Below are 26,461 nucleotides of genomic sequence, written 5' to 3'. Positions count from 1 at the left end.
CAGGCCGCGCGGCCTGACGGGGCCCGCGGCTACGGCAGCACGTTCAGGGCCCGGTCGAAGGCCGAGTCCCGCTTCTTCTCGAACTCCTCCTCAGTGAAGACCGGTTCCTTCAGGTGCGGCGGGATGCCGGGGCCGTCGAAGGTGTGGCCGGTGCGGGTGAGGAACTCCTCGTTGGGCAGGACGGCCCCCATGCCGTTGGGCAGCCTGCGCGTCATGACGTCCGAGAAGACGCCCTGGGTGGACTGCCCGATCCGCACGGTGCGGCCGGGCCGGTCGATGAGGGCCTGGGTGAAGGTCTCCCCCGCACTCACCGTCGAGCCACCGGTCAGGACGGCGATCGGGCCGGTGTAGCGGGGCGCCTTGGCGGGGGTGACGCGGATGGGCTCGGGGCGGGTGTGCTTCGCGGGGTCGTCGGGGTCGTTGCGGGCGCGCTTGGCGTACGCGACGTAGGGCGTGTCGGTGAGGCGTCCGGCGATGTGGATGCCGAGGGCGTCGGAGCCGCCGCCGTTGATCCGCAGGTCGATGACCAGGCCCTTGAGCCGCTTGACGCGCTGGGCGGTGAGGACGGTGTTCAACGCCCGGTCCAGCTCGGCGAGGTCGGCGGAGTGCGGGGCGCCGCGCCCCGCGTACCCGCTGAAGCCGGAGATCCGCAGATAGCCCCGTCCGCGCGGCAGATCGGCGTACGTGATCCGGCCGCCTGCGAAGTCCTGGAGGTCGCGGGCGTCCTTCAGGTCGCGCGCGACGACGAACTCCTTGACCTTCTTGTCGAGTTCCTCGCTGGGGGCGACGGTGCCGGGGCGGACCGTCGCGAAGTAGCGGTCGCCGTCCCCGACGGCGACGTGGGCGTCGTACAGCGGAGTCACCATCTCGCGGAAGATCGCGAAGAGTTCGTCGCGCGTGGTGTCGGGGCGCACCTTGGGCCGGTAGTGCGCGCGCACGCCCTCCCAGTCGATGCCTTTGGCCGCGAAGAAGGGGTAGTTCTCGGCGAAGGACCGCCAGAACACGTCGAAGGTGGTGCGGGGGTCCTTGGGCGCCGGGCGGGTGCAGTCGTCCGGCAGCGCCGGGATCCGCTTCAGCTTCCGGTGGCCCACGGAGCTGTCGAAGCGGAGGGAGGCGCGGTCGCGGTCGTGTCCGGTGCGTACGGTGAGGACGCCGCCGTCGGCGGTGTGGTAGACGCCGGGACCGCGCTCCTCGGCGGTGAAGCCCTTGAGGCAGCTCACGGCCGTGGTCTGGTACTCCTGGAGCGTTCCGGAGCGCAGGGTGAGGACGGTGCCGTAGCCGTTCATGCGCCAGACGCCGTCCGGGGCCGGGGCCCGGTCGGCGGCGGCGACGGGCACGGCACCCGTGACACCGAGGGCGCCCGCGGCAAGGGCGAGGGCGACGGCGGCAGTTGTGGCGATGCGCACGGTTCCATCCTTCGTATCCGTCATGGGTTCCGTATTCGTCGTGGGTTTCGTATGCGTCGTGGGTTTCGTATGCGTCATGGGTGGGGTGGGAGTGGGGCGAGCGGTGTGCCGCGGGACGCGGTCGGGGCTCGGTCCACCCTGGCCCGCCGCCCCGGGCCGGGACCACCCGGCTGGCCGGTGGGGAGGAGGGGGGACACCCCCCTTCCGGCCGGACGTGAGCCAGCTCTCAAAGTGACCTCCGCGCTTTCTGTTATCCGGCCGTGCCCCGCAGGATCTCCCAGGCAGTGGGGGAACGACAGACACCGGACCAACCGGGACGAACAAGGACAGGAGACACGCTGTGGGCCAGGAGCAGTGGGAGCGGAAGCAGGTGACCGACACCGAGCTGACCTCTCTGGTCGTCGCGGCCCGCGCCGGAGACCCCCGCGCGCAGGACGAACTCGTCGCCGCCTATCTGCCCCTCGTGTACAACGTCGTCGGCCGGGCCCTGCGCGGGCACGCGGACGTCGACGACACCGTGCAGGAGGCCATGGTGCGGATGCTGCGCGGGCTTCCCGCGCTGCGCGACCCGGCCTCGTTCCGCTCGTGGCTGCTCGCCATCGCGCTGAACGAGACGCGCCGCCAGCAGCGGCCCGCGCCCGTCGACAGCGGCCTGCAGGACGCGTACGACGTCCCGGACCCCGGCGGCGACTTCACGGACGTCACGATCCTGCGCCTCGGCCTGTCCGGGGAGCGCAAGGAGGTCGCGCAGGCCACCCGCTGGATGGACGACGACTACCGGGAACTGCTCGCGCTGTGGTGGCTGGAGGCCGCCGGTGAGCTGTCGCGGGACGAGGTCGCGCGGGCCGTCGAGCTGAGCGCGGAGCACACCGCCGTACGCGTACAGCGCATGAAGGCACAGCTCGAAACGGCCCGCGTGGTGGTGCGGGCCCTCGCCGCCCGGCCGCGCTGCCCGCTGCTCGCCGACCTCACCGCGCCCTGGGACGGCGGGCCGTCGCCGCTGTGGCGCAAGCGCCTGGCCCGGCACACCCGCGACTGCGCGGCCTGCGCGGGCCACGGCGCGCGCCTGACGCCCGCGGAGGCGCTGCTCGCCGGACTGGCCCTGGTGCCGCCGCTGGCCCTGGGCGCGGCCGGTGGCCTCCCCGGCGCGGGCGGTGCCGCGTACGCGGCGTACGCCGAGCCGCTGCCGGGAGCGATATCCGACCCGGCGCCCTGGGACGCGCCGACGCCCGACGGGGCCACGGCCGAGGACGTGACCGCGATCGCGCCCGCCGGGGCCCCCGGCTCCCGCGCGGAGCTGCGGCAGGGGCGGCGCAGCGCCCGGCGGCGCCGACAGGCGATCGGCGCGGGCGCGGGCATCGCCGCGATCGCCACGCTGGCGGGGGTGATGCAGCTCGCCGACGGCTCCGGCGACGAGCCGGACAACGGCACCACCGTGGCGATGGAGTCCACCGAGCCCGGCACGACCGCCCCCACGACCGGGGAGGCGGCTCCCGCGACGTCCCCGTCCTCGTCCCCGTCGAAGGCCGCCAAGAAGAAGGACGCCAAGGGGGACAAGGCACGGGACAGGGAGCCGTCCGCGTCGGCGAGCCCGTCCCGCGCGTCGCGGAAGAAGACGGCGAAGACCCCGCCGCGCGCCTCGGCGAAGCCGCCCGAGAAGCCCCGCCCCACCGCCGAGCCGCCCGCGCCCAAGGCGCCCTCGGGCTCGGCCGCCCAGCAGGTCCTCGCCCTGGTCAACGCCGAGCGCGGCAAGGCCGGTTGCCGTCCGCTCAGCTACAACAGCAGGCTCGCCACGGCCGCCCAGCGGCACTCGGCCGACATGCGGGCCCGCGACTACTTCGACCACACCTCCCCCGACGGCACCGACCCGGGCCAGCGCATCACGGCCGCGGGCTACCGGTGGACGACGTACGGCGAGAACATCGCCCGGGGCCAGCGGACCGCGGCCGCCGTCATGGACTCCTGGATGAACAGCGAGGGCCACCGCGCGAACATCGTCAACTGCGCCTTCAAGGAGTTGGGCGTGGGCATCGAGAAGGGCGGCGGCGGCCCGTGGTGGACGCAGAACTTCGGCGCTCGGTGACCGCCCGATGACGCCCCGGTGGCCTGCCGGAACGCCTCGAACGCCCGTCCCCGCGTGGCCTAGCATGTGCGCATGACGAACAACGAGCGGCGCGACAGGACACCCGCGGGCAACGCCCTGGCGATGGGCATCTCGCTGGGCATGGTCGCGGGCGCCGTCCTCGGCCTGCTCGTGTTCGACAACCTCGCGCTCGGCATCGGCATCGGCATGTGCCTCGGCATCACCGTCAGCACGGCCATGGGGGCGCAGGCGACCGGCCAGCGGGGACCGGCCGAGGACGAGCGGGACGACTGACCCGGGCCCACGCCCGGGCCGCCCGCGCCTGACGGCGCCGGAACCGGCACCGCCGCCGTCAGGCGCGACGGTCCGGTCCGGGGGACCCGGGGAGCCTGACCACCGCGGTCCCGGCCGTGAGGTCGACGGTGGTGCGGTGCGGTGGCGCGCCGTCGTCCTCGTCGTCGCGCAGCACCAACGCGCTCTGCCGCTCCTTGAGTTCGCTCTGCTTGCCCGGTGAGAGGCTGGCGTGGAGCTGCTCGAACCCGGTCGCGGAGATCTGCCCCTGGCGGGCCGCGTTCCGCCAGGGCAGCAGCCCCGCCTTCCCGGCCCGCAGCAGGAGTTGGTCGAGGAAGGCCAGGAGGGTCAGGACGACGACCAGCCCCGGCAGGGTCATGAAGAAGACGAACTGCACGCTCACTCCTAGGGTCGCTGGCACCAGCCTCGCCGCGGGGCGCGCGGAACGCCAGAGGCGTCCCGCGCCCTGAGACCCACCGGGCCCGGTTCCTCCCGCCGGGCCCGCCCGCGGATCAGCGGGCCGGGGTGTTCAGGATGCCGTTGACCAGCACGTCCAGGCCCCAGGTGTCGCGGTTGCCGGGAGCCAGCAGGACCTCGCGCAGCGAGGTGACCATCGGATAGCGGTCGGCGGGCAGCGCGGCATAGCGGCGGTCGGCCTCGGCGAGGGTGTCCGCCTCCGTCGACTCCTTGGTGTCGTACGTGCTCTGCTCGGCCGCCGCGGCGGCGATGTGGAGGTAGAGGAGGTCGACGGCCCAGGCGGCGGCGGTGTCGTCGAGGCCGCCCTCCTTGAGCAGGGCGAGCATGTGGTCGATGACCAGCAGGGCGTTGTCGCCGGTGGGGATGGCGCCGAGGGCGACGGCGGCGAGGCCCTCGTGGCGGCTCATGGCCGCCACCGCGGCGGTGATCAGCGCCTTCAGCCGCTCCTGCCAGGTGCCCTCGGTCGGCAGCGGGACCCGGGCAAGGGCCTCGTCGAGCATCGCGGCCATGAGGTCGTCGCGGTTGGCGACGTACACGTACAGCGAGGCGGGGCCGGTGTCCAGCTCCTTGGCCACGCGGCGCATGGTCAGGGCGTCCAGGCCGTGCCGGTCGAGGATCTCCAGGCCGGTCCGCACGATCACGTCACGACTGAGGGGGGCCTTGGCGGGCCGCGCGCGGCGGCTGATCGGTTCGCTGCTCACGGGGCCAGCCTAGCCCGCCGACGAACACCGTTTGACACGAACACTGTTTGATACGGACGACGTTTGTCACGAATTGTGTTTGTCACGAATTGTGTTTGTCACGAATAGCGTTTGACACGAACGTCGTTCGCTCCCTAGCGTAGCTAACGAACGATGTTCGTGGCGGACGGCGTTCGTCAGCGGTCGGCGGTGCCGTCCCTCCTGCCGTGCGCCGCCCCGGCCATGCGCCCCACCCTTCGCAGAAAGAACGCCATGATCCTGCTCACCGGCGGCCGCGGCGCGGCCGCCACCCAGCTGCTCCCCCTGCTGCGGGCCGCTGGCCTGCCCGTGCGCGTCGGCTCCGCCGAGCCCGCCGCGCTCGACCTGCCCGCGGGTGTGCCCGCGGTGGCCCTCGACCTCACCGACCCGACGACGTTCCCCGCCGCCCTGGACGGGGTCACCTCCGTCTTCCTCTACGCCTCGCCCCAGCACGCGGGCGCGTTCGCCGACGCGGCCCACCGCGCCGGAGTCACGCACGTCGTGCTGCTGTCCTCCGCCGCCGTCCTCGGCCCCGCGCCGGAGGACAGCCCGCTGGCCAGGGCCCACCTGGACGCGGAGCACGCGCTGCTCGCCTCGCCGGTCGCGACCACGGTCCTGCGCCCCGGGTCGTTCGCCGCCAACGCCCGCGGCTGGGCCTGGGCGGTCAGGGCCGGGCGTCCCGTCAGCCTGCCGTACCCCGAGGCCCACAGCGATCCCCTGCACGAGCGCGACCTCGCCGAAGCGGCCTTCGCTGTCCTCACCGACCCGCGCCACCGCGGCGGCCTGTTCACGCTCACCGGCCCCGAGTCGCTGACCTTCACGCAGCAGCTCGACCAGCTCGCCGCCGCGACCGGCGCTCCCGTGGCGGTCCGGCGCGTCACCCGGGACGCCTGGAAGCGCGAGACCGCCGACTACATCCCCGCCGCCTACGCCGACGCCCTGCTCGACTGGTGGGCGTCCCACGACGGCAGGCCCGTCCCGCTCACCGGCACCGTCCAGGCCCTCACCGGCCACCCGGCCCGCCCCTTCGCCACCTGGGCCGCCGACCACGCCGCCGACTTCAAGGCCCCGTGACGCCTCTCCCGGCACGACCCCCGGCACGAGAAGGGCCCCGCCGCGCGGGGCGCGCGGCGGGGCCGTGAGCTTCGCTCACCCGTTCTCGCAGACGTTGCCCCCCGCCGGGTTCAGCAGGCCGCCCACGTTGACGGTGTTGCCGCAGACGTTGATCGGTACGTCGATGGGGAACTGGATCAGGTTGCCGCTGCCGACGCCCGGGGAGTTCGAGGCCTCGCCTTCGGCGTGGGCACCGGGGCCGGGATCCGCGGCGGCGGCCCCCGCTCCCGTGACGGCGAGGGTCGCGGCGATCGCGGCCGCGGCGAGGATGCTGCGCTTGCGCATGGGTCGTCTCCTGTAGATCGGGAGTACTGCCTCGAAGCCTCACCGGTGACCCGGAGGGCGACAACACGCGTGGTCCTTTGGCGGTAACGGAGTCGCCCATACGCGGGAGGGGGCCCGTGCGCGGCGGGCGCGGCCGGGCGTCAGGGCGCCGGTGACGGCTCCGCGGCGTCCGGAGCGGCGTACTGGGCTTCCCCGTACCCGAGCGACCAGTCGATGGGCGCGTTCTCGGTCACGGTGACGAACACGTTGCGCGGCTCGGTGCCCGCGTACGCCTCGGCCAGCTCGGCGATGCGCCGGTACAGCGCGCGCTTGCGCTCGGGCGGGCGGCCCGCGCGCATGGTGATCGCGACGTACACGATGCCCGCGTCGCGCGGCACGCCCAGGTAGTCGTCGTAGCGGAGCGTGCTGGTGACGCCGTCGTGGCCGGTCAGGACCTGGAACCGGTCGTCGGGCGGGACGCCGATGGTCTCCACCAGCGCGTCGTGCACGGCGCGGCCGAGCGCGTCCAGGCGCTCGCCGTCGGTTCCCAGGGCGTCGATGCGGACGAAGGGCATGGCTGGGGCTCCTCTGTGGGCCGGGCGCGGCCGACGGCCCTCGGCGGTCGGCCGCGCGACATGGACGGGGCGTGCTGGACGTCCTGGGTGTGGTGGACGCGCCAGGCGCGGTGGACGGACTGGGCGCCGTGGACGCCCGCTCCGTACATACTAGTAGGTACAGCGGAAGATGCCCCAGCGCAGCCGTCCGGCGCGGGCGGCGGCCACCCACAGCGGCAGGTTGGCGAGCAGGCCGTCGACGTAGGCGCCGCTGATGGTGCCGCGCAGGTCCCGCTCGCGCCTTCGGGTCTCCTCGGTGACGCGGACGTAGTGGTGGACCAGGTGCTCGCTGCGGTCGTCGAAGTCGACGTGCGCGAGGCCGAGGTCGCGCAGCGCCCGGCGGTAGAAGCCGGGGGTGGCGAGGGTGTCGACGCCCAGGCGCGCGACCGCTGGGCGCAGGGCGTCGGCGGGGGCGTCCTCGGCGGCCATCACGTCCGTGAACACCAGGGCGCCGCGCGGCTTCAGGACGCGCACGGCCTCGCGGAGCAGGCGGGTCCGGTCGCCGCTGTGGCAGAAGGCCTCCTGGGACCAGACGAGGTCGAAGTGCCGGTCCGGGTACGGGATGGCGTGGAAGGAGCCGGTGACGACCTCGATGAGGCGGTCGAGGCCGCGCTCGGCGTTCCTGGCGCGGTGCCGCCGGTTCTGGGATTCGCTGAGGTTGAGGGCGGTGACGCGGCAGCCGAACCGCTCGGCGAGGCGGCGGGTGGCGCCGCCGTAGCCGGAGCCGAGGTCCAGGGCGAGGCTGTCGGCGGTCAGGAGGTCCGCGACCTTGTCGGCCGCCTGCTCGACGGTGCGGCGCGAGGCGTCGGCGACGGGCTCCCGCGGGCCGCGGTAGATGCCGGTGTGGATGTCCTCGCCGCCCCACACGGCGTCGTAGAAGGCGTCCACGTCCGCGGTGTCGTAGTAGCGGCGGGTGGTGTCCTCGGAGGTGGCTGCGGCGTCGTGCGGCATGGTGCGTCTCCTCACCGGGTGCGTCGGCGGCGGCCACCGGCTGCCTTGACTGCGTCGACGGCGTCGACTGCTTCGGCCGCGTCGGCTGCCGTCACCGGCTGTGTCGGCTTCGTACGGGGATCACCTCACCGCATGCGGCCCCCGCTCCCCCAGGGGGCGAATCCGCCAACTGGCGCGTTCACACCGATATACGGCGAGGACGGTACGGAAGCAACCGGCGAGGACGGTGCGGGAGCGTTCCGCCGCAGGTCGGCGCAGAGTGTCCGGAGCGGGTCAACCGGCCTCCCGCATACGGCCCTTGACCTGGCATGATGGCTCCGACACCGCCCGTCCGGGCGGTGTCTTTCGCGTCCCGCGCGCGGCCACGGCCGGGATCGGGCGCGACCGTGACACAGGAAAGGGGGTGCTCCCCATGGCTGCGGAACCGTACGGCCATGACGAGACCCGAGGGGCCGACGGGTCGGTGGCGGCGCAGGAGAAGGCGCTCGCCCTGTGCGCCGAGGGGGAGGCGCGGGGTGTCGTGACGCCCGGTGCCGTGACCTGCGGGCGGAGCGAGCGGGAGGTGAGCGGCGGGCGCGAGCGGATGCGGCGCGGCCGGGACCGTTCGGGCCGGGTGCGCCACGGGAACCTGGAGTCGCACCCCGTCGACCGGCGGCGCCGGTGCGGCGGCCTCTCCGAGCGGCTGGCGGACCTCGCATGACCGGGTCCCTGCTCGCCTTCGCGCTGTTCGCCCTGGTCGTGACCGTGGTGCCGGGGCCCGACATGCTGCTGGTGCTGCGCAACTGCCTGCGCGGCGGGCGGCACGCCGGGGCCGCGACCGCCGTCGGGGCCGCCCTGGGGTCGCTGGTGTGGGCCGTGGCGGCGGCCGTGGGGCTCGCGGCGGCGCTCCAGCGGTGGGACGCGGCCTTCATGGCGGTGCGCCTCGCCGGTGCCGCCTATCTGATGCTCCTGGGGGTGCAGGCGCTGCGGGCGCTGCGCGCCGGTGCGGGGCCCTCGGCGCCCGCCGCCGTCGAGCCGGGCGCCGTCTCGACCGCTCAGGCGCTGCGCCAGGGCGTGTTGAGCTGTGTGCTCAATCCGAAGGTCGGCATCTTCTTCGTGGCGGTGGTCCCGCAGTTCCTGCCTGAGGGGCACGCGCCGCTGGCCGCCACGCTGCTGTTCGGCGCCGTCGACGCGGTGATCGCCGCGAGCTGGCTGCTGCTCGTCGCGTTCTGCACGGACCGGCTGCTGGGCTGGCTGCGCAGGCCCCGGGTGGCGCGGGCCCTTGAGGGCACGGCCGGGGGCGCGCTCCTGGCGCTGGGCGCGGCCACGGCGGTGGAGGCCACGCGGGCCTGAGGGCCGGGGCGGCGCGTACGCGGCCCGGGGCGCTGGGTGCCGGGCCTGTGGCCCGTGCCGCCGAGTACACCGCCGACGTACCGGAACCAGGGAGCGCCCCCGCCGGGTCACGGCGCCTCGCCGCCGACCAGCGCGGCGACGAGGGTCGAGGGCGTCCGGCACCCGGCCGACGGCGCTACGCCGGGCGGGCCCGGTGGAGTGGCGCTCCGCGGATACCGCCGTCCCCGGTCAACGAGGCTCGGAGCAAAGGCGCTTGGGGCACTGAAGACGAGTGAGGGCGAGCGGGGAAGCCGTACGCCGGGCTTTTCGCTTCAGTGAGTGAGGCGGCGCTCCGCGCCGTGCGACGCGGGCGCGCCGCCGGGGAACCGACCAGGGGGCGTCAGGGCCTCCTCGACTCAAGGGAAGGGAACGACGCGTGATGGTCAGGACAGTGCGGTTCCACGAGTACGGCGGGCCGGACGTGCTGCGGCTCGAGGACGTCGAGGTCGGCGCGCCCGGCGCCGGTGAACTGCTCATCCGGGTGGACGCCATCGGCCTGAACCGGGCCGAGGTGATGTTCCGCGCCGGTGACTACATCGAGCCGGTCCGGGAGTTCCCCGCGCGGCTCGGCGCGGAGGCGGCGGGCGTCGTCGAGGCCGTCGGCGAGGGCGTGTCGGGGTTCGCCGCGGGCGACGCGGTGAGCGTGGTGCCGTCGTTCTCCATGAACGACTACGCGACGTACGCCGAGCGCGCCCTGATGCCCGCGACCGCGCTGGTGCACCGCCCTCAGGGGCTCGACGCGGTCGGCGGCGCGGCGGTGTGGATGCCCTACCTCACCGCGTACGGGGCGCTGGTGGAGGTCGGCGGGATGCGCGCCGGGGACGCGGTCGTCGTGACCGCCGCGTCCAGCAGCGTGGGCCTGGCCGCGCTCCAGATCGCCCGCCGCGTCGGGGCGCTGCCGATCGCCACCACGCGCACCCCGGGGAAGCGGGACGCGCTGCTGAAGCAGGGCGCCGCCGACGTGGTCGTCACCGGCGACGAGGACGTCGTCGAGCGGGTGCGGTCCCTGACGCGGGGCCGCGGCGCCGAGTTCGTCTTCGACGCCGTCGCCGGGCCCGGCGTACGGGACCTGGCGCGGGCGGTCGCCCCGGGCGGGACGCTGTTCCTGTACGGGATGCTGAGCGGCGAGCCGACGCCGTACCCCGGCATCGAGCTCGGACTGCCCGCGCTGAACATGCGCAGCTACGCCCTCCAGGAGACGTCCCGCGATCCCGAACGGCTGCGCCGCGCCGAGGCGTTCGTCACCTCCGGCCTCGGCTCGGGCGCCTTCTCCCCGTGGTGGACCGCACCTTCCGCCTGGAGGAGATCACCGAGGCGCACCGCTACATGGAGTCGGGCGCCCAGGTGGGGAAGATCGTGGTCACCGTGGACCACGGCTAGGCGTCCGCGCCGGGCGGCTCGGCCAGGGCGGCCCGGCGCAGGTGGTCGGCGAGGGCCGTGACGGCGGCGGCGGGCGCCTCGGCCTTCACGCCCCACGCCAGCAGATGGCGGCGGCGCGCCCAGGGGTCCTCAAGGGCGCACACGTCGACGGGCTCGCCGGGGTCCACGACGCGGCGCGGTACGACGGCGAGCCCGACGCCCGCCGCCGCGAGGGCGACGAGGACGTTCAGTCCGGCCACGGTGGTGCGGTGGCGGGCCACCGGCGCGTGCGGCCCGACGTGCTTGTCGATCCAGCGGCGCAGCGCGGAGCCGGTGTCGAGCCCGACGAGCGGGTGCTCGGCGACCTCGCTGTACGGGATCGTGGCGCGTCCGGCGAGGATGCCGCCCGCCTGCCCGATGACCACCAGCGAGTCGTCGCCGAGCGGTTCGGTGCGCAGGCCGCTGGCGCGGGCCTCGTCGTCGACCACGACGCCCAGGTCCGCCGCGCCGTCGGTGAGCATCCGCACCGTGCGCGGGGTGCGGCTCTCGGAGGCGGTGACGTCGACGTCGGGGTGCGCCCGCAGGAACGTCACCAGGGCCCGCGGCACCAGGCGGTGCATCGCGGAGCTGCCGCCCAGCAGGGTCAGCGGGACGGCCGGTGCGCGGGTGTAGCTGGCGACGGCGCTGTCCAGCCGGGCGGTCTGGGCGAGCACCTCCCGCGCGTGCCGGGCCAGGGTCGAGCCCGCCGGGGTGGGCCGCACGCCACGGCGGCCCCGGATCAGCAGGTCCACCCCGGCGTGGTGCTCCAGGGCCCGCACCCGGGCGCTGGCCGACGGCAGGCTCAGATGCGTCCGGCGGGCGCCCGCCGTGATGGAGCCCTCCCCCACGATGTGCAGGAAGAGCCGCAGGTCGTCCAGGTCGTAGCGCACCCGCTCAGCCTATGGCACAGCCTGAGGCTGGCTTCGTCGATCGCGCATTGTGGGCCCGCCCGCCCAGGGACGATGCTCGGCGGGTGCCCGATGTCCTGCTCGTCCTGCTGGCCGGTGTCGCCGCCGGGGCGCTGAACGCCGTCGGTGGCGGCGGCACGTTCGTCGCGCTGCCCGCGCTCGTCGCGGCGGGCCTCACCCCGGTGACCGCGAACGCGGCGTCGACGATCGCGCTCGTGCCCGGGGCGGCGGCCAGCGCGTGGGTGTACCGGCGCGAGATCGCCCCGGTCGGGCCGGTGTCCACGCCCGCCCTGACGGCGGTCAGCGCGGTCGGGGGCGGGCTCGGCGCGGCCCTTCTCCTGGCGCTCCCGGCGGCGTCGTTCGCGGCGGCCGTGCCGTGGCTGCTGGCGTTCGCGACGGCGCTGCTCGCCTTCGGGCGCCGTCTGTCGCGGGCGCTGCACAGCGCGCTCGGCCGCCCGGTGGGCCTCGGTTCCCGCGCCGTCCTCGCGGGCCAGTTCCTGCTCGCCCTGTACGGCGGATACTTCGGCGGAGCCGTAGGCATCATGATGCTGGCCCTGTGGAGCGTCGGCCTCGGCCTCGACCCGGCGGTCAGCAATCCGATGCGGGTCGCCCAGCTCGCCGCCGTCTACCTCAGCGCCGCCGCCCTGTTCCTCGTCGCCTCGGACGCGCTCGCCGCTCCCCTGCCGCTCGCCGCGCTGCTGACCGGCGCCGTCGCCGGGGGCCTGATCGGCGCCCGGGTCGCGCGCCGCCTGCCCGCCCGCCTCCTGCGCGCGGTGGTCCTGACGACCGCCGTGACCACGACCGTCCTCTACTTCCACCACCGAGACTGAGGTCCCCCGCCATGACCGACGGCACCCCGCAGGCCCCGTGCACACCCTCGGCCTCCTACTCCGACGCCGTCCGGGCGCGCGTCCTGCTGGCCCACGAGGCGTGCGAGCTGGCCGAGCTGGCCCGCGCCGCCGTGCCCATCGGCGCCCACGAGGTGCGCCCGAACGGCACCGTGCGCTCCCCGGGCGCGGCCCTGGCCGACGCCGTCCAACTGCTGGCGGCGGCGCGTCACCTCCTGGACACCGCCGTGGTGTACGAGCGCGCGGGCGGCGCGAGCTGGCGTCTCGTCGGCGCCGCCCTGGGCGTGCCGGAGCAGGCCGCGCGGGCCCGCTTCGCCCCGGCCGAGACCCGCTTCCGGGACGCTCTGCGCGCGCCCGAGCCCCGGGGCGGCGCGGACTGGTGGCGGTCCCATCTGCTCCGGGAGCCCTGGGAGGCGGCGCGGGACCTCGACGACTGGGTGCGGCGGCACGCGGACGGCGACGAGGACCCGGGGGCGGCGCCGGTCTCGGGCGCCCTGGCACGGGCGGAGCGGGCCGGGTCATCGAGGCAGGGCGATCGGCGAGGGACAGGCACGTGATCCCGGGGGGCGAGCGGCCGCCGTCCGCGCGCGCCAGGCCGCCGCACCCCGCTCCGTATCCTCGAACCCATGAGCGCAGACCTGCCCGAGCCCGCGCAGCGCGGCGAACTCCGCGTCTCCGAGAGCGAACGCGAGGCCGTGGTCGCCCGCCTCAACGCGGCCGCCGCCGAGGGGCGGCTCGACTTCGACGAACTCGACGCGCGGCTCGGCCGGGCCCTCGTGGCCACGACCCACGGCGAGCTGGCGCCGCTGACCGCCGATCTGCCGTCCCCCGCGGGCGCGGTGGATCCCGCCGCTTTGATGACGCTCGACGGCGGCGCCGCGGGCGCGGCCCGCGAGGGGCGCTGGCAGGTGCCCGCGCGCGTGTGCGTGCGCGGCGGCCACGGCGGCGCCAGCCTCGACTTCAGCCAGGCGGTCTGTCACCTGCCCGAGATCGCCCTTGAGGTGCACGGCGAGTCGGGCGGTGTCACCGTCGTCGTCCCCGACGGCTGGGCCGTGGAACTCGGCGGCACGGAACTGGGCTTCAGCGGCCTGCACGACACGACCACGCCGGACCGGCTCCCGGGTGCACCGTTGATCCGCCTCACCGGCACGGGCGGCCACGCGGGCGTCACCATCCGCCACCCCACTTTCCTCGAGCGGCGCAGGCTGCGGCGGGCGGCGTCGCGCTGAGCCCCGCCCCCGGCACCGGGCCGGGCGGGCCGGGGCGCGGTCAGTGGCCGCCGGACGGCCGGTCGCAGCCCGGGTGGTCGGGGTAGCCGTCGAAGGCGTCCGCCTCGGTGGCGGTCCGGCTCACGGTGCCCTCCAGGCACATCCCGGGGGCGTCGACGAGGAAGCTGACGCCCGCGGGACCGTTCTCCGCCACCCGCACCTTCCGCGCCGGGTAGCCGAGGGCGGTGAGCGCGGCGCGGGTGTGCGCCGGGGCGAAGTCGCCGCGCTCGCGCAGCGGTTCGAGCGCGCCTTTGACGCGGCGCACGGCCGCCAGGCCGTCGCAGCGGCGCTGACCGTGCAGCGGGAAGGGCTCCATGAACCCGTGGTTCTCGGCGTAGTGGTCGCCGGGCGGCGGCGCCTCACCCGTGGCCTGCGCAGCCGCAGTCGGCGCGGGGCGCTCTCCGGGGCACGGAAAGTCCTTCGCCGTACGCGGGGTCGTGATCGCGGTCGGCGTGGGGTGCGTGCGCCGGTACGCCTCGGCCGGGCCCTCGGCGCTGCCGCTGCCGCAGCCCGCTGTCAGTGCGGCGAGGCCCGCGAGCACCAGTGCCCCGAGCCGTGTCGTTCTGGTGGTCCTCATGTGTCGATCTTGCAGGGTGTCCCGTCAGGGAGGACAACCGGGCCTGTGTACCGGTGCGTCCGTAAATGACTGGTGCCGGGTGCCGGACACGCCGGATGCTCCTCGGGACCGGGGTCCACCTGCCTGAGGGGAAGTCGCGATGATGCCTGCCGAGTCCGCGGGGTCCGTACCGTCCGACGCCACCGTCGATGTCCGTGCCGCGTGCGGAGTGGTGCGGGGCAGGTGGGAGGCGGGGGTGGCGGTGTTCCTCGGCGTCCCGTTCGCGGAGCCGCCCGTGGGGGTGCTGCGGTTCGCCGCGCCCCGGCCGGTGCGGGCCTGGGAGGGCGTGCGGGAGGCGTTCGCGTACGGGCCGCCGCCCCCGCAGGGCGGGCACTTCGCCATGGCCGAGCTGGCGCGGGACGCGGGCGGCGACTGGCTGACCGTCAACGTCCGGTCGCCCGACCCGGGGCCGGGCGCGGGGCTTCCGGTGCTGGTGTGGGTGCAGGGCGGCGCGTACACGATCGGCATGGCGGGGCTGCCCGAGTACGACGGCGCGCGGCTCGCGCGGGACGGCGGCGTCGTCGTGGTGACGTTCAACTACCGGGTGGGGCTTGAGGGGTTCGGACAGTTCGCGGGGGCGCCCGCCAACCGGGGGCTGCTCGACCAGGTCGCGGCGCTGGAGTGGGTGCGGGACAACGCCCGCGCGTTCGGCGGCGATCCGGACCGCGTGACGGTCTTCGGGCAGTCCGCGGGCGGGGGTTCGGTCGCGGCGCTGCTGGCGATGCCGCGCGCGGCCGGGCTCTTCGGCCGGGCCGTGGCGCAGAGCGCCCAGGGCACGTACTTCACGCCCGAGCTGGCCGCCGACATCGCCGGGGCCTGCGCGGACGGGCTCGGCCGCACGGCCACGGCGGCCGGACTCGCCACCGTGGACCCGGCCCGGCTGTCGGCCGCCGGTGACGCCGTGGCCGCGGACATGGGCCGGTGGGCGGACCGCTGGGGTCTCGCCGCGCGCCGGTCGATCCCGTACGCGCCGGTCGTCGACGGCGAGACGCTGCCGGACACGCCCTGGCGGGCGCTCGCCGCCGGAAGCGGCCAGAACGTCTCCCTGATGGTCGGCCACACCCGCGACGAGCAGCGCCTGTTCACCGCGCTCGACGGGCTGCTCGGCCAGGTGTCCGACCAGGACGCGGAGGCCGCGCTGCGCGCCTTCGCGCCCGGCCGGGACGGCGCCCGCCGCTACCGGGAGGGCTTCGTGGGCGCGACCCCCGAGGAGCTGTACGAGACCGTGCACTCCGACTGGCTGTTCCGCATGCCGTCGCTGCGTCTCGCCGAGGCCCACACGGCGGCGGGCGGGCGCGCCCACGTCTACGAGCTGGCGTGGGCCGCACCCGGCATGGGCGGCGCGCTCGGCGCCTGCCACGGCCTGGACGTGCCGCTGGTGTTCGGCACCCTGGACCGGGGCAGCCCGCCGCGCTGATCGGCCAGGGCCCGCCGCCCCCGGAGGCGGAGGCGCTGTCGGCGCGGATGCGTGCCGCGTGGACGGGGTTCGCCACCCACGGCGACCCCGGCTGGCCCGCGTACGACAGCGCGCGGCGCCTCACCCGGGTCTTCGACACGACGTCCACGGTGACCGCCTACCCGGAGGAGGTCTCCCGCCGCATCTGGCGGGACCACGTGTTCGCGCCGCTGCCGCTCGTGAACGGCTAGCCGCGGGGCGGGGCGGTCCCGTCCGGCGCCGAGTGCGGGCGGTCACCCTTGCCGACGGACGCGGGCGGGTCACGCCGGGAGCCACTCCGTGCGGACCGTGACCGCCTCCAGGGCGTCCGGCAGCGGGTCCACGCCGATGCCGGGGCCCGTCGGCACGGGCAGATGACCGGCGTCGAGGGTGAACGGGGCGGTGATGTCGTCCCGGTAGTAGCGGTCGGAAGCGGAGGTGTCGCCCGGGAGCGTGCAGCCGGGCAGGGCGGCGAGCGCCACGTTCGCGGCCCTGCCGACGCCGGTCTCCAGCATGCCGCCGCACCACACCGGCACCCCGTGGGCCACGCACACGTCGTGGACGCGGCGGGCCTCCAGGTAGCCGCCGACCCGGCCCGGCTTGATGTTGACGACCCCGGCCGCGCCCAGGGCGATCGCGTCGGCGGCGGCGCGGGCCGAGGTGATGGACTCGTCCAGGCAGACCGGTGTGCGCAGGCGCCGGGCCAGCTCCGCGTGGCCGAGCAGGTCGTCCTCGGGCAGCGGCTGTTCGATCAGGAGCAGCCCGAACGGGTCGAGCCCGGCCAGGTGGCGGGCGTCGGCGCGGGTGTAGGCGGTGTTGGCGTCGACCTGGAGCAGCAGGTCGTCGCCGAAGCGCTCGCGCACGGCACGCACCGGCGCGATGTCCCAGCCGGGCTCGATCTTCAGCTTGACGCGGACGTACCCCTCGTCGAGGTATCCGGCGACCGCGTCGAGGAGTCGCGGGACGGAGTCCATGATGCCCACGGACACCCCGCAGGGCACCCGGTCGCGCACGGCGCCCAGCTCACGGGCGAGGGGGACGCCGCGCTCGCGCAACTCCGCGTCCAGGACGGCGGTTTCGAGGGCGGCCTTCGCCATCGGGTGCCCCCTGAAGGCGCTCAGGGCGGGTGCGACGGCGGGCGCGTCGAGGCCGTCGCGGCGGCCGGTGAGCGCGGGCACGAGGAACCGCCTGAGCACGTCCGCGCAGCCGTCGACGTACTCCGACGAGTACAGCGGATCGCTCAGCGCGACGCACTCGCCCCAGCCCTCGGCGTCGGCGGTGACGGCGCGCAGCAGCAGCGCCTCGCGGACCTGGGTGGTGCCGAACGAGGTGCGGAACGGAGCCGCCAACGGCATGCGGACGCGGCGGAGTTCGACTCCGGTGAGCTTCATCAGGGGTGCTTCCTTTCCACGAGGTACCGGCCCGCCCGGTCGAAGCCGGTGATCCGCGCGCCGTCGGCGAGGAGCGCGCCGAGGGTGTCGCGCAGGGCGGAGCGCCAGGCGGTGGCGCGGGCCGGGTCGGTGGCGCGCAGCCGCTCGATGTCGTCGGGTACGGCGACCAGGACGGCGGGCCCTTCGAGGGTGCCGGGGCGGGGCCGCCGTCGGGGGCGACGGCGAGGCCGGTGGCGGCGCCCGCCGTGGCGGGGGCCGGGCGGTGTCCCGCGCAGGCCGCGACGACCTCGGGGGCGGCGAGCCGCCAGGTGACCAGGAGCCGGTCGGAGTCGTCGGCGCCGTTGCGGGCGTCGCGCATGCGGCCGTAGAAGTTCGGCAGGTACTCGGTGGGCGCGGCGGCCAGCTTGGCGAGGTTGAAGTGGGCGTTGCGGCGCACAAGCGGGTCGAAGGTCCAGGAGATCTCGGCGAGTCGGCGGTGGAGCGCCCAGGCCCGCTGGTGCAGCTTGAGGGCGTAGCCGACGCTGCGGCCGCGCAGGTCGGCGGCGACCCCGGCGATGTGGCTGTGCAGGGCCTCCTCGGCGGGCGGCGCGAAGAAGCCGACGCAGGCGCCCACGAGCCGGTCGCCGTCGAAGGCGCCGCCCACGTAGCTGCCCGCCTTGGTGAGCGCGCGCAGCAGTTCGGCCGTCACCGGCGGGTTCTTCCCGCCCGTCTGCCAGATGTCCTCGCACAGGCGCTGTACGGCCTCCAGGTCGGCGAGGTCGGTCAGCTGGCGGACGCGGGTGCGGGCGGCACGGGCGGCGGCGGCGGCCGCGCGGGCCGCGCGGGCCGTGTGCTCAGCGGAAGCCGGGCGGGGCGCCTCACGGTTGGCGGTGGCCGTGGGGGCGGGGGCGCGGCGCGGCTCAACGGACGGGCTGGACGGGCCGGGTGGGCCGGGCAGTCTGGACGGTTCAGTCACGGGAGTCTTCTTCTGTGGTGGGGTGTGCGGTGGCGTGGGGCGCCCGCGAGTCACCGACCTCGACGGCCGAGACGGCATCGGCGGCATCGGCGGCATCGGCGGCATCGGCGACGAGGTCTCGCAGGAGCGCGGTGAGCAGGGCGGTCCGCGGGGGCAGCGCGGCCACCTGGACGTGTTCGTGGTCGGCGTGGGCGCCGCCGCCGACGGCGCCGAGCCCGTCGAGGGTGGGGGTGCCGACGCCCGCGGTGAGGTTGCCGTCCGACGCCCCGCCGACGGCGGCCTCGGTGAGCGGTCCGACGCCGAGGGCGCGGGCGAGCCGGTCGGCGCGGACGAACAGGTCGCGGGACGCGGCGCGGGGCAGCGGCGGCCGGTTGGGGCCGCCGGTCACCTCGACGCGGGCGCCGTCGAGGGCGGGGCGCAGGGCCCGCATCGCGCGGTCCACGCGGGCCTGCTCGGCGGCGTCCGGCACCCGGGCGTCCACGGCGAACGTGCCGTGGGCGGCGACGGTGTTGGCGGTGGTGCCCGCCGCGAGCAGGGTCGGCGTGACGGTGGTCCCGGCGGCGCTGTCGCCGAGCGCGGCGACGGCGAGGATCTGGTGGGCGGCCTCGATACCGGCGTTGACGCCGCGCTGCGGTTCGAGCCCGGCGTGCGCGGCGCGCCCGTGCACCGCGACCTCGTACGTCGACACGCCCTTGCGGGCCGTCTTCAGGGCGCCGCCGTCCGCCGACGCCTCCAGGACCAGGGCCGCCGCGCAGCCCCGTGCCTCGGCCTCGACGAGGGCGCGGGAGGAGGGCGAGCCCAGTTCCTCGTCACCGGTGACGAGGACGGTGACGGTGGCGCCGCCGGGCGTCCCGGGCGCGCCGCCGCCTTCCGCGGGGTCCCCGTGGGCGCCGCCCCATGTGCGGGCGAGCGCCCCGACCGCGTGGAACGCCATCGCGAGGCCCGCCTTCATGTCGAAGCAGCCGGGTCCGCGCAGCAGCCCGCCCTCGACGCGGAACGGGTGGGTGGCGAGGGAGCCGAGGGGCCAGACCGTGTCGTGGTGTCCGAGGACCAGCACGCGGCGCGGGCCGCTGCCCAGGCGCCAGCGCAGATGGGTGTGCCCGTCGACGACGAGGCGCTCGGGCTCCGCCGCGAGGTGCGCGGCGCCGATCCGCGCCACCAGGTCGGCGCTGCGGGCGACGGCCGCCAGGTCGGCGGAGGGCGACTCGCGGCGCACGAGGAGTTCGATGTCGGCGAGCAGGCGCGGCAGGGCCGCTTCGGCGTCGCGGACGGGTCCGGCGGTCCGGTTCCGGGGTATCGCCATGTCAGGCGACCTTCGGCGTGGCGCGGGCACCGGTGTGCAGATACCGCTCGCCGGTCGGGAGCGTGAGGAAGGTGACCGGCACCCAGGTCCGCTCGCCGGGCCGCCGGAACACGAACCGGGTCTCGTCGACGGGGACGAGCCGGAACTCCCGCGTGGGCGCGGGCTCGTACGCGGCCAGCGGCCCGGTGGTGGTCTGCCGCATCGTCAGCTCCCCGTCCCGGGCGAGGACCTCGATGCGCGTCGAGGCCCGCTCGTACACGCCCGTGTACGGGGAGACGTCGACGGCGGGCGGCCGTGCGGCCGGGGCGAGGGGGCGGGGCAGGGTGACGTCGGCGAGGTCCGCGAACAGCTCCCGGAACAGGTCCTGGTAGAGGTCGCGGGCGTTGCCGCCGTTGGTGAGCAGGGTGACCGCGAGGCCCTGCTCCGGCAGCACCCGCAGGAACGCGGACTGGCCGATGGTGTTGCCGTCGTGCCCGTACAGGCGGTGCCCGTCCCAGTCGAAGCGGATCCAGCCGAGGCCCCAGGAGTCGCCGAGCCAGTCCCGGTCGGGGATGTCGGCCTGGTGGGCGGCCATCAGGGCGGCGCCGCGCTCGCTGAGCAGCCGGGTGCCGTCCGGGGCGAGGCCGCCGGTCAGGTGCAGCCGCGCGAAGGCGAGGACGTCGGCGGCCGACGCGCTGACGGCCCCCGCGGGCGCGGTCGAGCGCGGCAGCCCCCACACCGGGGCGGGCGCGGGGTCCGCCGCGCCGTCGCCGAGGTGCCCGGTCGCGGTGCGCCACCGCAGCGCCTCCTCCGGCAGCGTGCCGGTGCGGGTCAGGCCGAGGGGTGCGGTCAGGCGCTCGCGCAGCGCCTCGTCCCAGGTGCGGCCCGTCAGCTTCTCGATGACCCGCCCGGCGACGCTGAAGCCCGCGTTGCAGTACGAGAGGGTGGCGCCGACGGGGTGGTTCTGGCGGACGCCGTCCAGCAGGGCGACGTAGCGCTCCAGGCAGTCGTCGCCGCGGCCGGTGTCGGTGAAGATGTCGCCGTCGATGCCGCTGGTGTGGGTGAGCAGGTGCCGCATGGTGACCCGCCGGGTCACGTCGGGGTCGGCGAGGCGCAGCTCGGGCAGGACGTCCGCCACGGGCGCGTCCAGGTCGAGCTTGCCCTCGTCGACGAGGGTCAGGGCGAGGGTCGCGGTCCACACCTTGGTGATCGAGCCGATCTGGAAGACGGCGTCGTCGGTGACGCCGACGCCGGTGGCGGTGGAAAGCACCCCGTGGTGGGCCTGGAGCACCTCGTCGCTGGCGCCGTCCCCGGGGCCGAGGCGCAGCACGCCGAGGACGGCGCCGGGCACCCGGTGCGCGGTGGCCAGGTCGGCCAGGCGGTGCCGCCAGTGCGTGGCGTCGAGCGGTGCCCGGCGCAGCCGGTGGGGTGCGGCGGCATGGCGCTCCACCCAGTCCACGACGCGCCGGTTGAAGTCGGCGCGGTGCGAGGGCCGCCCGGCGAGCGGGAACAGGTGCGCGCCGCCGGGGTACAGGACGAGTTCGGCCGGTACGCCCCGGGCGCGCAGCGCGCTGAACCACTGCTCGGCCTGGCCGACGGGGCAGCGCTGGTCCTCGGCGCCCTGAAGGATCAGGGTGGGGGTGCGCACCCGCTCCACCCGGGTCAGCGGCGACTGGTCGGCGTACCGGGCGCGCTCCTCCCAAGGAGGGCCGCCGAGTTCGAACAGGCCGAGGCCGTGCCCGGAGTCGGAGGTCCCGGCCATGCTGGTGAGGTCGCAGACGACGCCGCCCGCGACGGCCGCCGCGAACCGCGGTACGGAGACGCCGCTTGACGGCCCGTCAGCTCCGGTGTCGCCCCCGGGGTCGTCCCGGCTGGTCAGGTAGCAGGTCATGAACCCGCCGTAGCTGTACCCGGTCACGGCGAGCCGCCGGGGGTCGGCGGTGCCCTCGGCGACGAGCTGGGCCAGGGGCTCGGTCAGGTCGGCGGCGTCGGCCCTCCCCCACGCGCCGCGCGCTGCGGTGAGGAACGCCTCTCCGTAGCCGTCGCTGCCGCGCGGATTGAGCAGCAGCACCGTCCAGCCGCGCGCCGCGAGCACCTGGTGGTACAGGTGGACGGGGTCGGCGGCGCCGTTCCAGGCGTTGTGCGGGCCGCCGTGGACGTCCAGGAGCAGCGGAGCGGGCCCCCGCGTGGCCGGGTCGCGCACCAGCCAGCCGTGCACGACCGTGCCGTCGGACACGGTGAACTCCCGTTCCTCGCGCACGAAGCGCCCGGCGGTGGCGGTCCCGCCGTGCGCGGTGCGCACCCGGACCTCTCCGGAGCCGGGGTCGACGGTGGCGATCTCGCCGTACGACGTGGCGGTGGACAGCACCGCCGCGACCGTGCCGCCCGCGACGGACACGCCGTCGACCTGGGTGGCGTCGCGGTCGACCACCGGGCGCGGGCGGCCGCCGTCGGGGTCGGCGGCGTACAGCTTGGTGAGTCCCCGGTCGCGGAGGCAGACGAGCACCGTCCGCCCGTCGGGGGCGAGGCGGGGCGGCGCGCCGGGGTAGCCGGGGGCGCCCGGCATGACGTTGCGGTCCGCGGCGCCGGTGAGGTCCGTGACGGCGCCGTCGGCCAGGGACACCCGCAGCAGCCGGGCGTGCCCCATGGTGACGCGGCGCTCGCCCACGACGAGCAGCGCGCCGCCGTCCGCCGTCCACGTCACCGCCGCCGCGCTCCCCTCGGCGGGGCTGACCCGCACCGGTTCCGGGCGGCGGGGGCCGACGTCGACGACGTACGCCGCGCTGCGGAACGTCAGGTCGGCGTCCGCGTCGCGCGCGGCGGGGAACGCGAGGCGGGTGCCGTCGGGCGACCAGGCGGGGGCGCCCGCGTGCCAGTCGCCGTGGGTGACCTGGCGGACCTCCCGGTCGGCGAGGCGCAGGACGTGCACATGGGTGCGGACGCCGCGCAGCAGGCCCGTGCCGTCGGCCTTGTGGTCCAGGCGCCGCACGACCACCGGCTCCTGGGCGCGCGGGCCGCCCGGGGCGACGGGCGCGGTGAACGCCAGGGCGCTGCCGTCCGGGCTCCACACCGGCGCCCCCGCGCCGAGCGGCAGCGACGTGACCCGCTCGGCCTCGCCTCCGTCGGCGGGCAGCAGCCACACCTGCGCGGGCCCGTCGTCACCCGCCCGCAGGAAGGCGATCCGCGTCCCGTCCGGCGACCAGGCGGGCTCGGTGTCGGCCTGGCCCCGGGTGAGTTGGCGCGGTGGCGCGTCGCCGGTGGTGTCGACCAGCCACAGGGTGCGCACGTCGCGGTCGGCGGCCCGGTCGGTGGTGCGCAGCACATAGGCGATCCGCCGCCCGTCGGGGCGGACGGCGGGCCGCTCCGGCAGGGCGAGGCCGTACAGGTCGTCGATGCTGGGCCGTGGGGTCATGGGTGCGGGGCCTCCTGGGGCGTCGGGGGGCAGGGGCTCGGACTCGGGCACGGGCTCGGACGGCGGATGGGGGATGGGGGCGCGGCTCAGGCACCGTGTAGGAGCGAGGCTCAAGCGGCGCGTGGGGGCGAGGCTCAAGCGGCGCGTGGGGGCGACGCTCAAGCGGCACATGGGGGCGAGGCTCAAGCAGCACGCGGGGGCAAGGCTCAAGCAGCACGTGGGGGCGAGGCTCAAGCGGCGGGGCGTGCGGGCGCGGGCCGCCCCAACTCCGTGCGGAACAGCCGGAGCACGTTGCCGCCGAGGACCCGGGCGACGTCGTCGTCGGCCCAGCCGCGCCGCAGCAGCGCCTCGGTCACCAGCGGCAGCCCGGCGGGCCCTTCGAGCCCGGGCAGGTACCGGTCGGTGGGCACGCCCTCGATGACGGCGTGCGCGCAGCAGGGCTGGGTGGTGTCGGCCAGGACCTCCTGGACGAAGTCGGGGCCGAGTCCGACGTGCTCCACGCCCACGAGTCCCGCCAAGTGCTCGATGTGGTCGACGAGCCGGTCGACGGTGTGGTCGTGCTCGTGCAGGAACGGCGCGAAGAAGTTCACGCACACCACGCCGCCGTTCGCGGCGGTCGCCTTCACCTGGTCGTCGGTGAGGTTGCGGTGGTGGTCGCGCAGGGCGCGCGCCGAGGAGTGCGTGGCGATGACGGGCCGCGTGGCCAGCTCCAGGACGTGGTCGACTCCGGCGGCGCCCAGATGGCTGATGTCGAAGAGCATGCCGACGCGCTCCATCTCGTGGAGCGCGGCGACGCCCGCCCGGGTCAGGCGGCTTCCGGCCGCGTCCTCGCCGCTGCCGTCGGCGAGCGCGGTGCGCCCGAAGTGCGCGAGCGAGGCGATGCGCACGCCCAACCGGTGCAGGGTCCGCAGGAGTTCGACGTCCTCGCCGACGCCGGGGGCGCTCTCCAGGGCGAGCACCAGCGCGATCCGGCCGTCGGCCAGGGCGGCGTCCACAGCGGCGCCGTCGGCGCACAGCCGGACCGCGTCGGCGTTGCCCTCCGCCAGGCGGTGGGCGGCCTCGATCATGCGCAGGGTGCGGCGCAGCGCGCCCTCGGGCCGGAACTCGTCGTCGATGAACACGGGCAGCACCTGCACGTTCACGCCGCCCGCCCGCAGTTGCGGCAGCCACCGCTCGCGGAAGAACGCCGCCCAGCGGTCGACGGGCCGCGCCGTGACCGCGCAGAGCAGGTCGTTGTGCGTGTCGGCAACGACGCTGCGCCGGTGCAGCGCCGCCGCGTCGGAGGAGAGCGTGGTCATGCTCGGGTTCCTTTCGGCTGGGTGGTGCCCCGTCCGCCGACGGGCTCGGCGTCGGCCGCGCGGCCCGGGGCGTCGGCCGCTGGTCCGGCGCGGGGCCCGCCCGGGCCGGGCACGGCGCACACGGGACGGCACCGCTGTCACCACCCACGACCTCCCTCGGATTCCACGACCGGAACCCAGCGAGTGTCGCGCCCGCCCCGGGCCCGGCGATTCGTCGTCGCGGACGAGAAGATCCGGACGGTTGGTGCCGGATGACGAAGGGGCAGTGGGGCGGGGGAATGCGAGAAAGGGGGCGGTGGCCCCGGATGACCGGGACCACCGCCCCCTGGCGGGCGCTACACCTCTCGTACTCCGGCGAACGCCGAAGGCACGGCGGCCATCACGGCCGCCCCCACGCAGACGAACGTCAACGCCGCGCGTGACGGCCACCGTGCCTTCGCACCCGTACGCTCACTGTCACCTCTCGCGGACCGTCGGGCCACCCGGGACCCGGCGGTCTTGGCAGTGACGACGGGCGGGACCGGCGCAGCCACGTGCCGGTCCACACCTTCGGGGTCAGCGGCGGGATGCCGCGCGCTGCGGAACGTTCAGGACGAAGTCGAAGTCCGCCTCCTTCGCGCCGCCCACGTTGCGGACGTTCATGAGCAGTCGGCGGTCGAAGATCGGGTCGGTGTTGTTGCGCGGCTCGCCGGGGAAGTAGAGCTGCGTCGTGAGGATCGGGCGGCCGGGTGCCTGGAGCTTGACGTGCAGGTGGCGCGTGCGGCCCGGGTAGAGGCCGGGGAAGATCGTGGTGAGCTTGAACGCGCCGGTGGCGTCGGTGAACTGGTGGCCGCGGTAGCGGTAGGTGACGTTGTCGTAGGCGCCGCGGGCGTCGGCCTGCCAGAAGTCGAGCAGGCAGCGGTCGATCGGCTTGCAGGCCAGGCCGAAGACATAGCCGGTGACGGTCAGGCGGATGCCCTGCGCGCCGGGCTCTATCAGGTTGTTGCGCAGCGGGGAGTTGGGCTTGAAGTACGGGCCCTCCATCTGCGGGGGCGTCGGGTCGTCGCCGTCGTCGCACGGCGGGGTCAGCTCGGGCGTCTCGCCGTTCTCCGCCGCGGTGCGGGCCAGGGCGGGCACGCCCACCATGGACGCCGGTACGGCGATGCCCGCGGCCAGCGCGGCACGCAGCACCGTCTTGCGGCTCGGGCCCGAGCCGGTGGTGGGGTCGGGGGTGGTCGCGTCGGCACCCGTGGCGTCCTCGCCCATGCCGTGTCCGTTCGCGCGCGTGTCGCCGTCCATCGTTCCTCCTGAGTGGGGGTCGGGAACGGCTTAGAAGCTACGAGGACCGCGCGGCCCGTGCGATGGACGGAAGCCGGTGGTCGTGGTGAATATCGCCACCGCCCCTCCGGAAGTCCCCCGGGCTCGCCCCGGTCTCCCTGCGGAAGAACCGGCAGAAGTACGCGGGATCGCTGAAACCGACCCGGTCGGCGACCTGCCGCACCGTCAACTCCGTGCAGACCAGGAGGCGTTTGGCCTCGTGCACCCGGGCCTGGCGGAGCAGTTCGCCGGGGGTGCGGCCCATGGAGGCCTTCACGGCCTCGCTGAGGTAGCTCACCGAAACGCCGAGTCGGTTGGCGCACTCGCGCACCGACCACAGCGGGGCCTGCGGGGCGCCGAGCAGGGTGACGAACTCGGCGGCGACCGGCGCCGACCGGGCGGCCTCGGGGCCCGGCTCGGTCGCGGGGTGCCGGTGGATCCGCTCGGGTGCGGGCAGCCGCGCCGCCCGCACCACCAGGACGTGCAGCAGCGCGCGCAGCACGCCGTGGAAGCCCTCGGCGCCGGTGCGGTACTCGTGGTCCAGGTCGGCGACCAGCCGCCCCGCCCAGGCCGCGTCGCGGTCGGACAGTTCCAGCCAGGAGCGACGGCCGAGGCCGCGCAGCACGTCGACGTCGCCGGGGTACTCCAGGAGGAAGTCCTCGGTGAAGAGGATCACGCACCCCTCCAGGCCCCGCACCTGGTCCCAGTAGTGGACCTGGCCGGGCGCGATGAAACACAGGTGGGGCGGTCGCAGGGCGAACCGCGTGAGGTCGACCACGTGGTGGCCGGTGCCGCCGGTGACGTACACGATCTCGTGGAAGGTGTGCCGGTGGGGAAGGAGGCCCGGGACATCGGGCCGATGGTGTCGAAGGTGCCGATCGCGAAGGGCAGCGTGTTCGGCATGGGCACTTCGAGGCGGTGCACCGGCAGTCCCCCTCTCTCCGGTTCCGCGCTGTTCTTCCGTCCGTCGGGCAAGACTGTGGTCCCGCGCATGCCTAGGCTCCTCACCCCGACGCCTCCGGCCGCGGCGGCGCCGGATTGTCAGGTCCAGACCAATCAAGAGGT

The 26,461-nt window shown here is 75.7% G+C and carries 21 protein-coding genes and 4 pseudogenes; 11 read left to right on the top strand and 14 right to left on the bottom strand.

The window, feature by feature from the left end:
• Positions 1 to 29: 29 nt before the first annotated feature.
• Entirely contained in the window at positions 30 to 1,406 is a 1,377-nt protein-coding gene (locus ACOBQU_RS35890) for a S41 family peptidase (protein WP_423633196.1), read from the bottom strand.
• Between the two features lie 340 nt (positions 1,407 to 1,746).
• On the opposite strand from ACOBQU_RS35890, the gene ACOBQU_RS35885 reads away from it, so the two are divergent.
• Entirely contained in the window at positions 1,747 to 3,489 is a 1,743-nt protein-coding gene (locus tag ACOBQU_RS35885) for a sigma-70 family RNA polymerase sigma factor (protein ID WP_423633194.1), read from the top strand.
• A gap of 72 nt (positions 3,490 to 3,561) precedes the next feature.
• Positions 3,562 to 3,783 (top strand): hypothetical protein, encoded by a 222-nt coding sequence (locus ACOBQU_RS35880; RefSeq protein ID WP_423633192.1) that lies wholly within the window; start codon positions 3,562 to 3,564, stop codon positions 3,781 to 3,783.
• Between the two features lie 58 nt (positions 3,784 to 3,841).
• Here the strand turns inward: ACOBQU_RS35880 and ACOBQU_RS35875 are convergent, their stop codons facing one another.
• Positions 3,842 to 4,177: a DUF6191 domain-containing protein gene (locus ACOBQU_RS35875; RefSeq protein WP_423633190.1), complete on the bottom strand. Its 336-nt coding sequence runs from the start codon at positions 4,175 to 4,177 to the stop codon at positions 3,842 to 3,844.
• A 115-nt stretch (positions 4,178 to 4,292) separates the two neighbouring features.
• Entirely contained in the window at positions 4,293 to 4,958 is a 666-nt protein-coding gene (locus tag ACOBQU_RS35870; protein WP_423633188.1) for a TetR/AcrR family transcriptional regulator, read from the bottom strand.
• A gap of 252 nt (positions 4,959 to 5,210) precedes the next feature.
• On the opposite strand from ACOBQU_RS35870, the gene ACOBQU_RS35865 reads away from it, so the two are divergent.
• The gene (locus ACOBQU_RS35865; RefSeq protein WP_423633186.1) at positions 5,211 to 6,050 is read left to right on the top strand and encodes an SDR family oxidoreductase; all 840 of its coding nucleotides are present in this window, start codon (positions 5,211 to 5,213) and stop codon (positions 6,048 to 6,050) included.
• A gap of 75 nt (positions 6,051 to 6,125) precedes the next feature.
• On the opposite strand, the gene ACOBQU_RS35860 is transcribed toward ACOBQU_RS35865, so the two are convergent.
• The 3 genes from ACOBQU_RS35860 to ACOBQU_RS35850 form a co-directional block, all read right to left on the bottom strand.
• The gene (locus ACOBQU_RS35860; protein WP_423633184.1) at positions 6,126 to 6,374 is read right to left on the bottom strand and encodes a chaplin; all 249 of its coding nucleotides are present in this window, start codon (positions 6,372 to 6,374) and stop codon (positions 6,126 to 6,128) included.
• Positions 6,375 to 6,514: 140 nt separating this feature from the next.
• Entirely contained in the window at positions 6,515 to 6,928 is a 414-nt protein-coding gene (locus tag ACOBQU_RS35855) for a tautomerase family protein (RefSeq protein ID WP_423633182.1), read from the bottom strand.
• 150 nt (positions 6,929 to 7,078) lie between these two features.
• Positions 7,079 to 7,918, bottom strand: a complete 840-nt coding sequence (locus ACOBQU_RS35850) for an SAM-dependent methyltransferase (protein ID WP_423633180.1) — start codon at positions 7,916 to 7,918, stop codon at positions 7,079 to 7,081.
• Positions 7,919 to 8,330: 412 nt separating this feature from the next.
• Between ACOBQU_RS35850 and ACOBQU_RS35845 the strand changes: the two genes are divergently transcribed.
• The 3 genes and pseudogenes from ACOBQU_RS35845 to ACOBQU_RS35835 all read left to right on the top strand — a co-directional run bounded on the left by ACOBQU_RS35845 (position 8,331) and on the right by ACOBQU_RS35835 (position 10,669).
• Entirely contained in the window at positions 8,331 to 8,618 is a 288-nt protein-coding gene (locus tag ACOBQU_RS35845; protein WP_423633178.1) for a hypothetical protein, read from the top strand.
• A complete protein-coding gene (locus ACOBQU_RS35840) occupies positions 8,615 to 9,250 on the top strand; it encodes a LysE family translocator (protein WP_423633176.1) in 636 nt (211 codons plus the stop codon). The genes ACOBQU_RS35845 and ACOBQU_RS35840 overlap by 4 nt, the downstream gene beginning before the upstream one ends.
• A 418-nt stretch (positions 9,251 to 9,668) precedes the next feature.
• Positions 9,669 to 10,669, top strand: a pseudogene (locus tag ACOBQU_RS35835) (zinc-dependent alcohol dehydrogenase family protein).
• On the opposite strand, the gene ACOBQU_RS35830 reads toward ACOBQU_RS35835, so the two are convergent.
• Positions 10,666 to 11,577, bottom strand: coding sequence for a LysR family transcriptional regulator (locus ACOBQU_RS35830; RefSeq protein ID WP_423633174.1), 912 nt, complete (start codon positions 11,575 to 11,577; stop codon positions 10,666 to 10,668). The pseudogene ACOBQU_RS35835 and the gene ACOBQU_RS35830 sit on opposite strands and share 4 nt — an antisense overlap.
• Before the next feature lie 83 nt (positions 11,578 to 11,660).
• On the opposite strand from ACOBQU_RS35830, the gene ACOBQU_RS35825 reads away from it, so the two are divergent.
• From ACOBQU_RS35825 to ACOBQU_RS35815, 3 genes are all read left to right on the top strand, one after another.
• Complete coding sequence (locus tag ACOBQU_RS35825; protein ID WP_423633172.1) at positions 11,661 to 12,425, top strand: sulfite exporter TauE/SafE family protein; 765 nt, start codon at positions 11,661 to 11,663, stop codon at positions 12,423 to 12,425.
• An 11-nt stretch (positions 12,426 to 12,436) separates the two neighbouring features.
• A complete protein-coding gene (locus ACOBQU_RS35820) occupies positions 12,437 to 13,000 on the top strand; it encodes a hypothetical protein (protein ID WP_423633170.1) in 564 nt (187 codons plus the stop codon).
• Between the two features lie 69 nt (positions 13,001 to 13,069).
• Complete coding sequence (locus ACOBQU_RS35815) at positions 13,070 to 13,672, top strand: DUF1707 SHOCT-like domain-containing protein (RefSeq protein ID WP_423633168.1); 603 nt, start codon at positions 13,070 to 13,072, stop codon at positions 13,670 to 13,672.
• 40 nt (positions 13,673 to 13,712) lie between these two features.
• Here ACOBQU_RS35815 and ACOBQU_RS35810 read toward each other — a convergent pair whose 3' ends face one another.
• Positions 13,713 to 14,288, bottom strand: coding sequence for a hypothetical protein (locus tag ACOBQU_RS35810; RefSeq protein ID WP_423633166.1), 576 nt, complete (start codon positions 14,286 to 14,288; stop codon positions 13,713 to 13,715).
• 142 nt (positions 14,289 to 14,430) lie between these two features.
• Here ACOBQU_RS35810 and ACOBQU_RS35805 point away from each other — a divergent pair.
• Positions 14,431 to 15,974, top strand: a pseudogene (locus tag ACOBQU_RS35805) (carboxylesterase/lipase family protein).
• 69 nt (positions 15,975 to 16,043) lie between these two features.
• Here ACOBQU_RS35805 and menC read toward each other — a convergent pair.
• Positions 16,044 to 17,153 (bottom strand): o-succinylbenzoate synthase, encoded by a 1,110-nt coding sequence (menC, locus tag ACOBQU_RS35800; RefSeq protein WP_423633164.1) that lies wholly within the window; start codon positions 17,151 to 17,153, stop codon positions 16,044 to 16,046.
• Positions 17,154 to 17,158: 5 nt separating this feature from the next.
• Here menC and ACOBQU_RS35795 point away from each other — a divergent pair, with 5 nt between their 5' ends.
• The gene (locus tag ACOBQU_RS35795) at positions 17,159 to 17,521 is read left to right on the top strand and encodes a hypothetical protein (protein WP_423633163.1); all 363 of its coding nucleotides are present in this window, start codon (positions 17,159 to 17,161) and stop codon (positions 17,519 to 17,521) included.
• A gap of 579 nt (positions 17,522 to 18,100) precedes the next feature.
• On the opposite strand, the gene ACOBQU_RS35790 is transcribed toward ACOBQU_RS35795, so the two are convergent.
• The 5 genes and pseudogenes from ACOBQU_RS35790 to ACOBQU_RS35770 all read right to left on the bottom strand — a co-directional run bounded on the left by ACOBQU_RS35790 (position 18,101) and on the right by ACOBQU_RS35770 (position 26,389).
• Complete coding sequence (locus ACOBQU_RS35790) at positions 18,101 to 19,411, bottom strand: M20 family metallopeptidase (protein ID WP_423633161.1); 1,311 nt, start codon at positions 19,409 to 19,411, stop codon at positions 18,101 to 18,103.
• A 1-nt stretch (position 19,412) separates the two neighbouring features.
• Entirely contained in the window at positions 19,413 to 22,802 is a 3,390-nt protein-coding gene (locus ACOBQU_RS35785; RefSeq protein ID WP_423633159.1) for a serine hydrolase, read from the bottom strand.
• Positions 22,803 to 23,032: 230 nt separating this feature from the next.
• A complete protein-coding gene (locus ACOBQU_RS35780; protein ID WP_423633157.1) occupies positions 23,033 to 24,100 on the bottom strand; it encodes a dipeptidase in 1,068 nt (355 codons plus the stop codon).
• A 576-nt stretch (positions 24,101 to 24,676) separates the two neighbouring features.
• A pseudogene (locus tag ACOBQU_RS35775) lies at positions 24,677 to 25,345 on the bottom strand (dioxygenase); the annotation flags it as partial.
• A 70-nt stretch (positions 25,346 to 25,415) separates the two neighbouring features.
• Positions 25,416 to 26,389, bottom strand: a pseudogene (locus tag ACOBQU_RS35770) (AraC family transcriptional regulator).
• Between the last annotated feature and the right edge of the window lie 72 nt (positions 26,390 to 26,461).

Source organism: Streptomyces sp. G45 (assembly GCF_049542095.1).
Taxonomy (GTDB): Bacteria; Actinomycetota; Actinomycetes; order Streptomycetales; family Streptomycetaceae; genus Streptomyces.
This window is presented reverse-complemented; position numbering and strand designations above follow the sequence as displayed.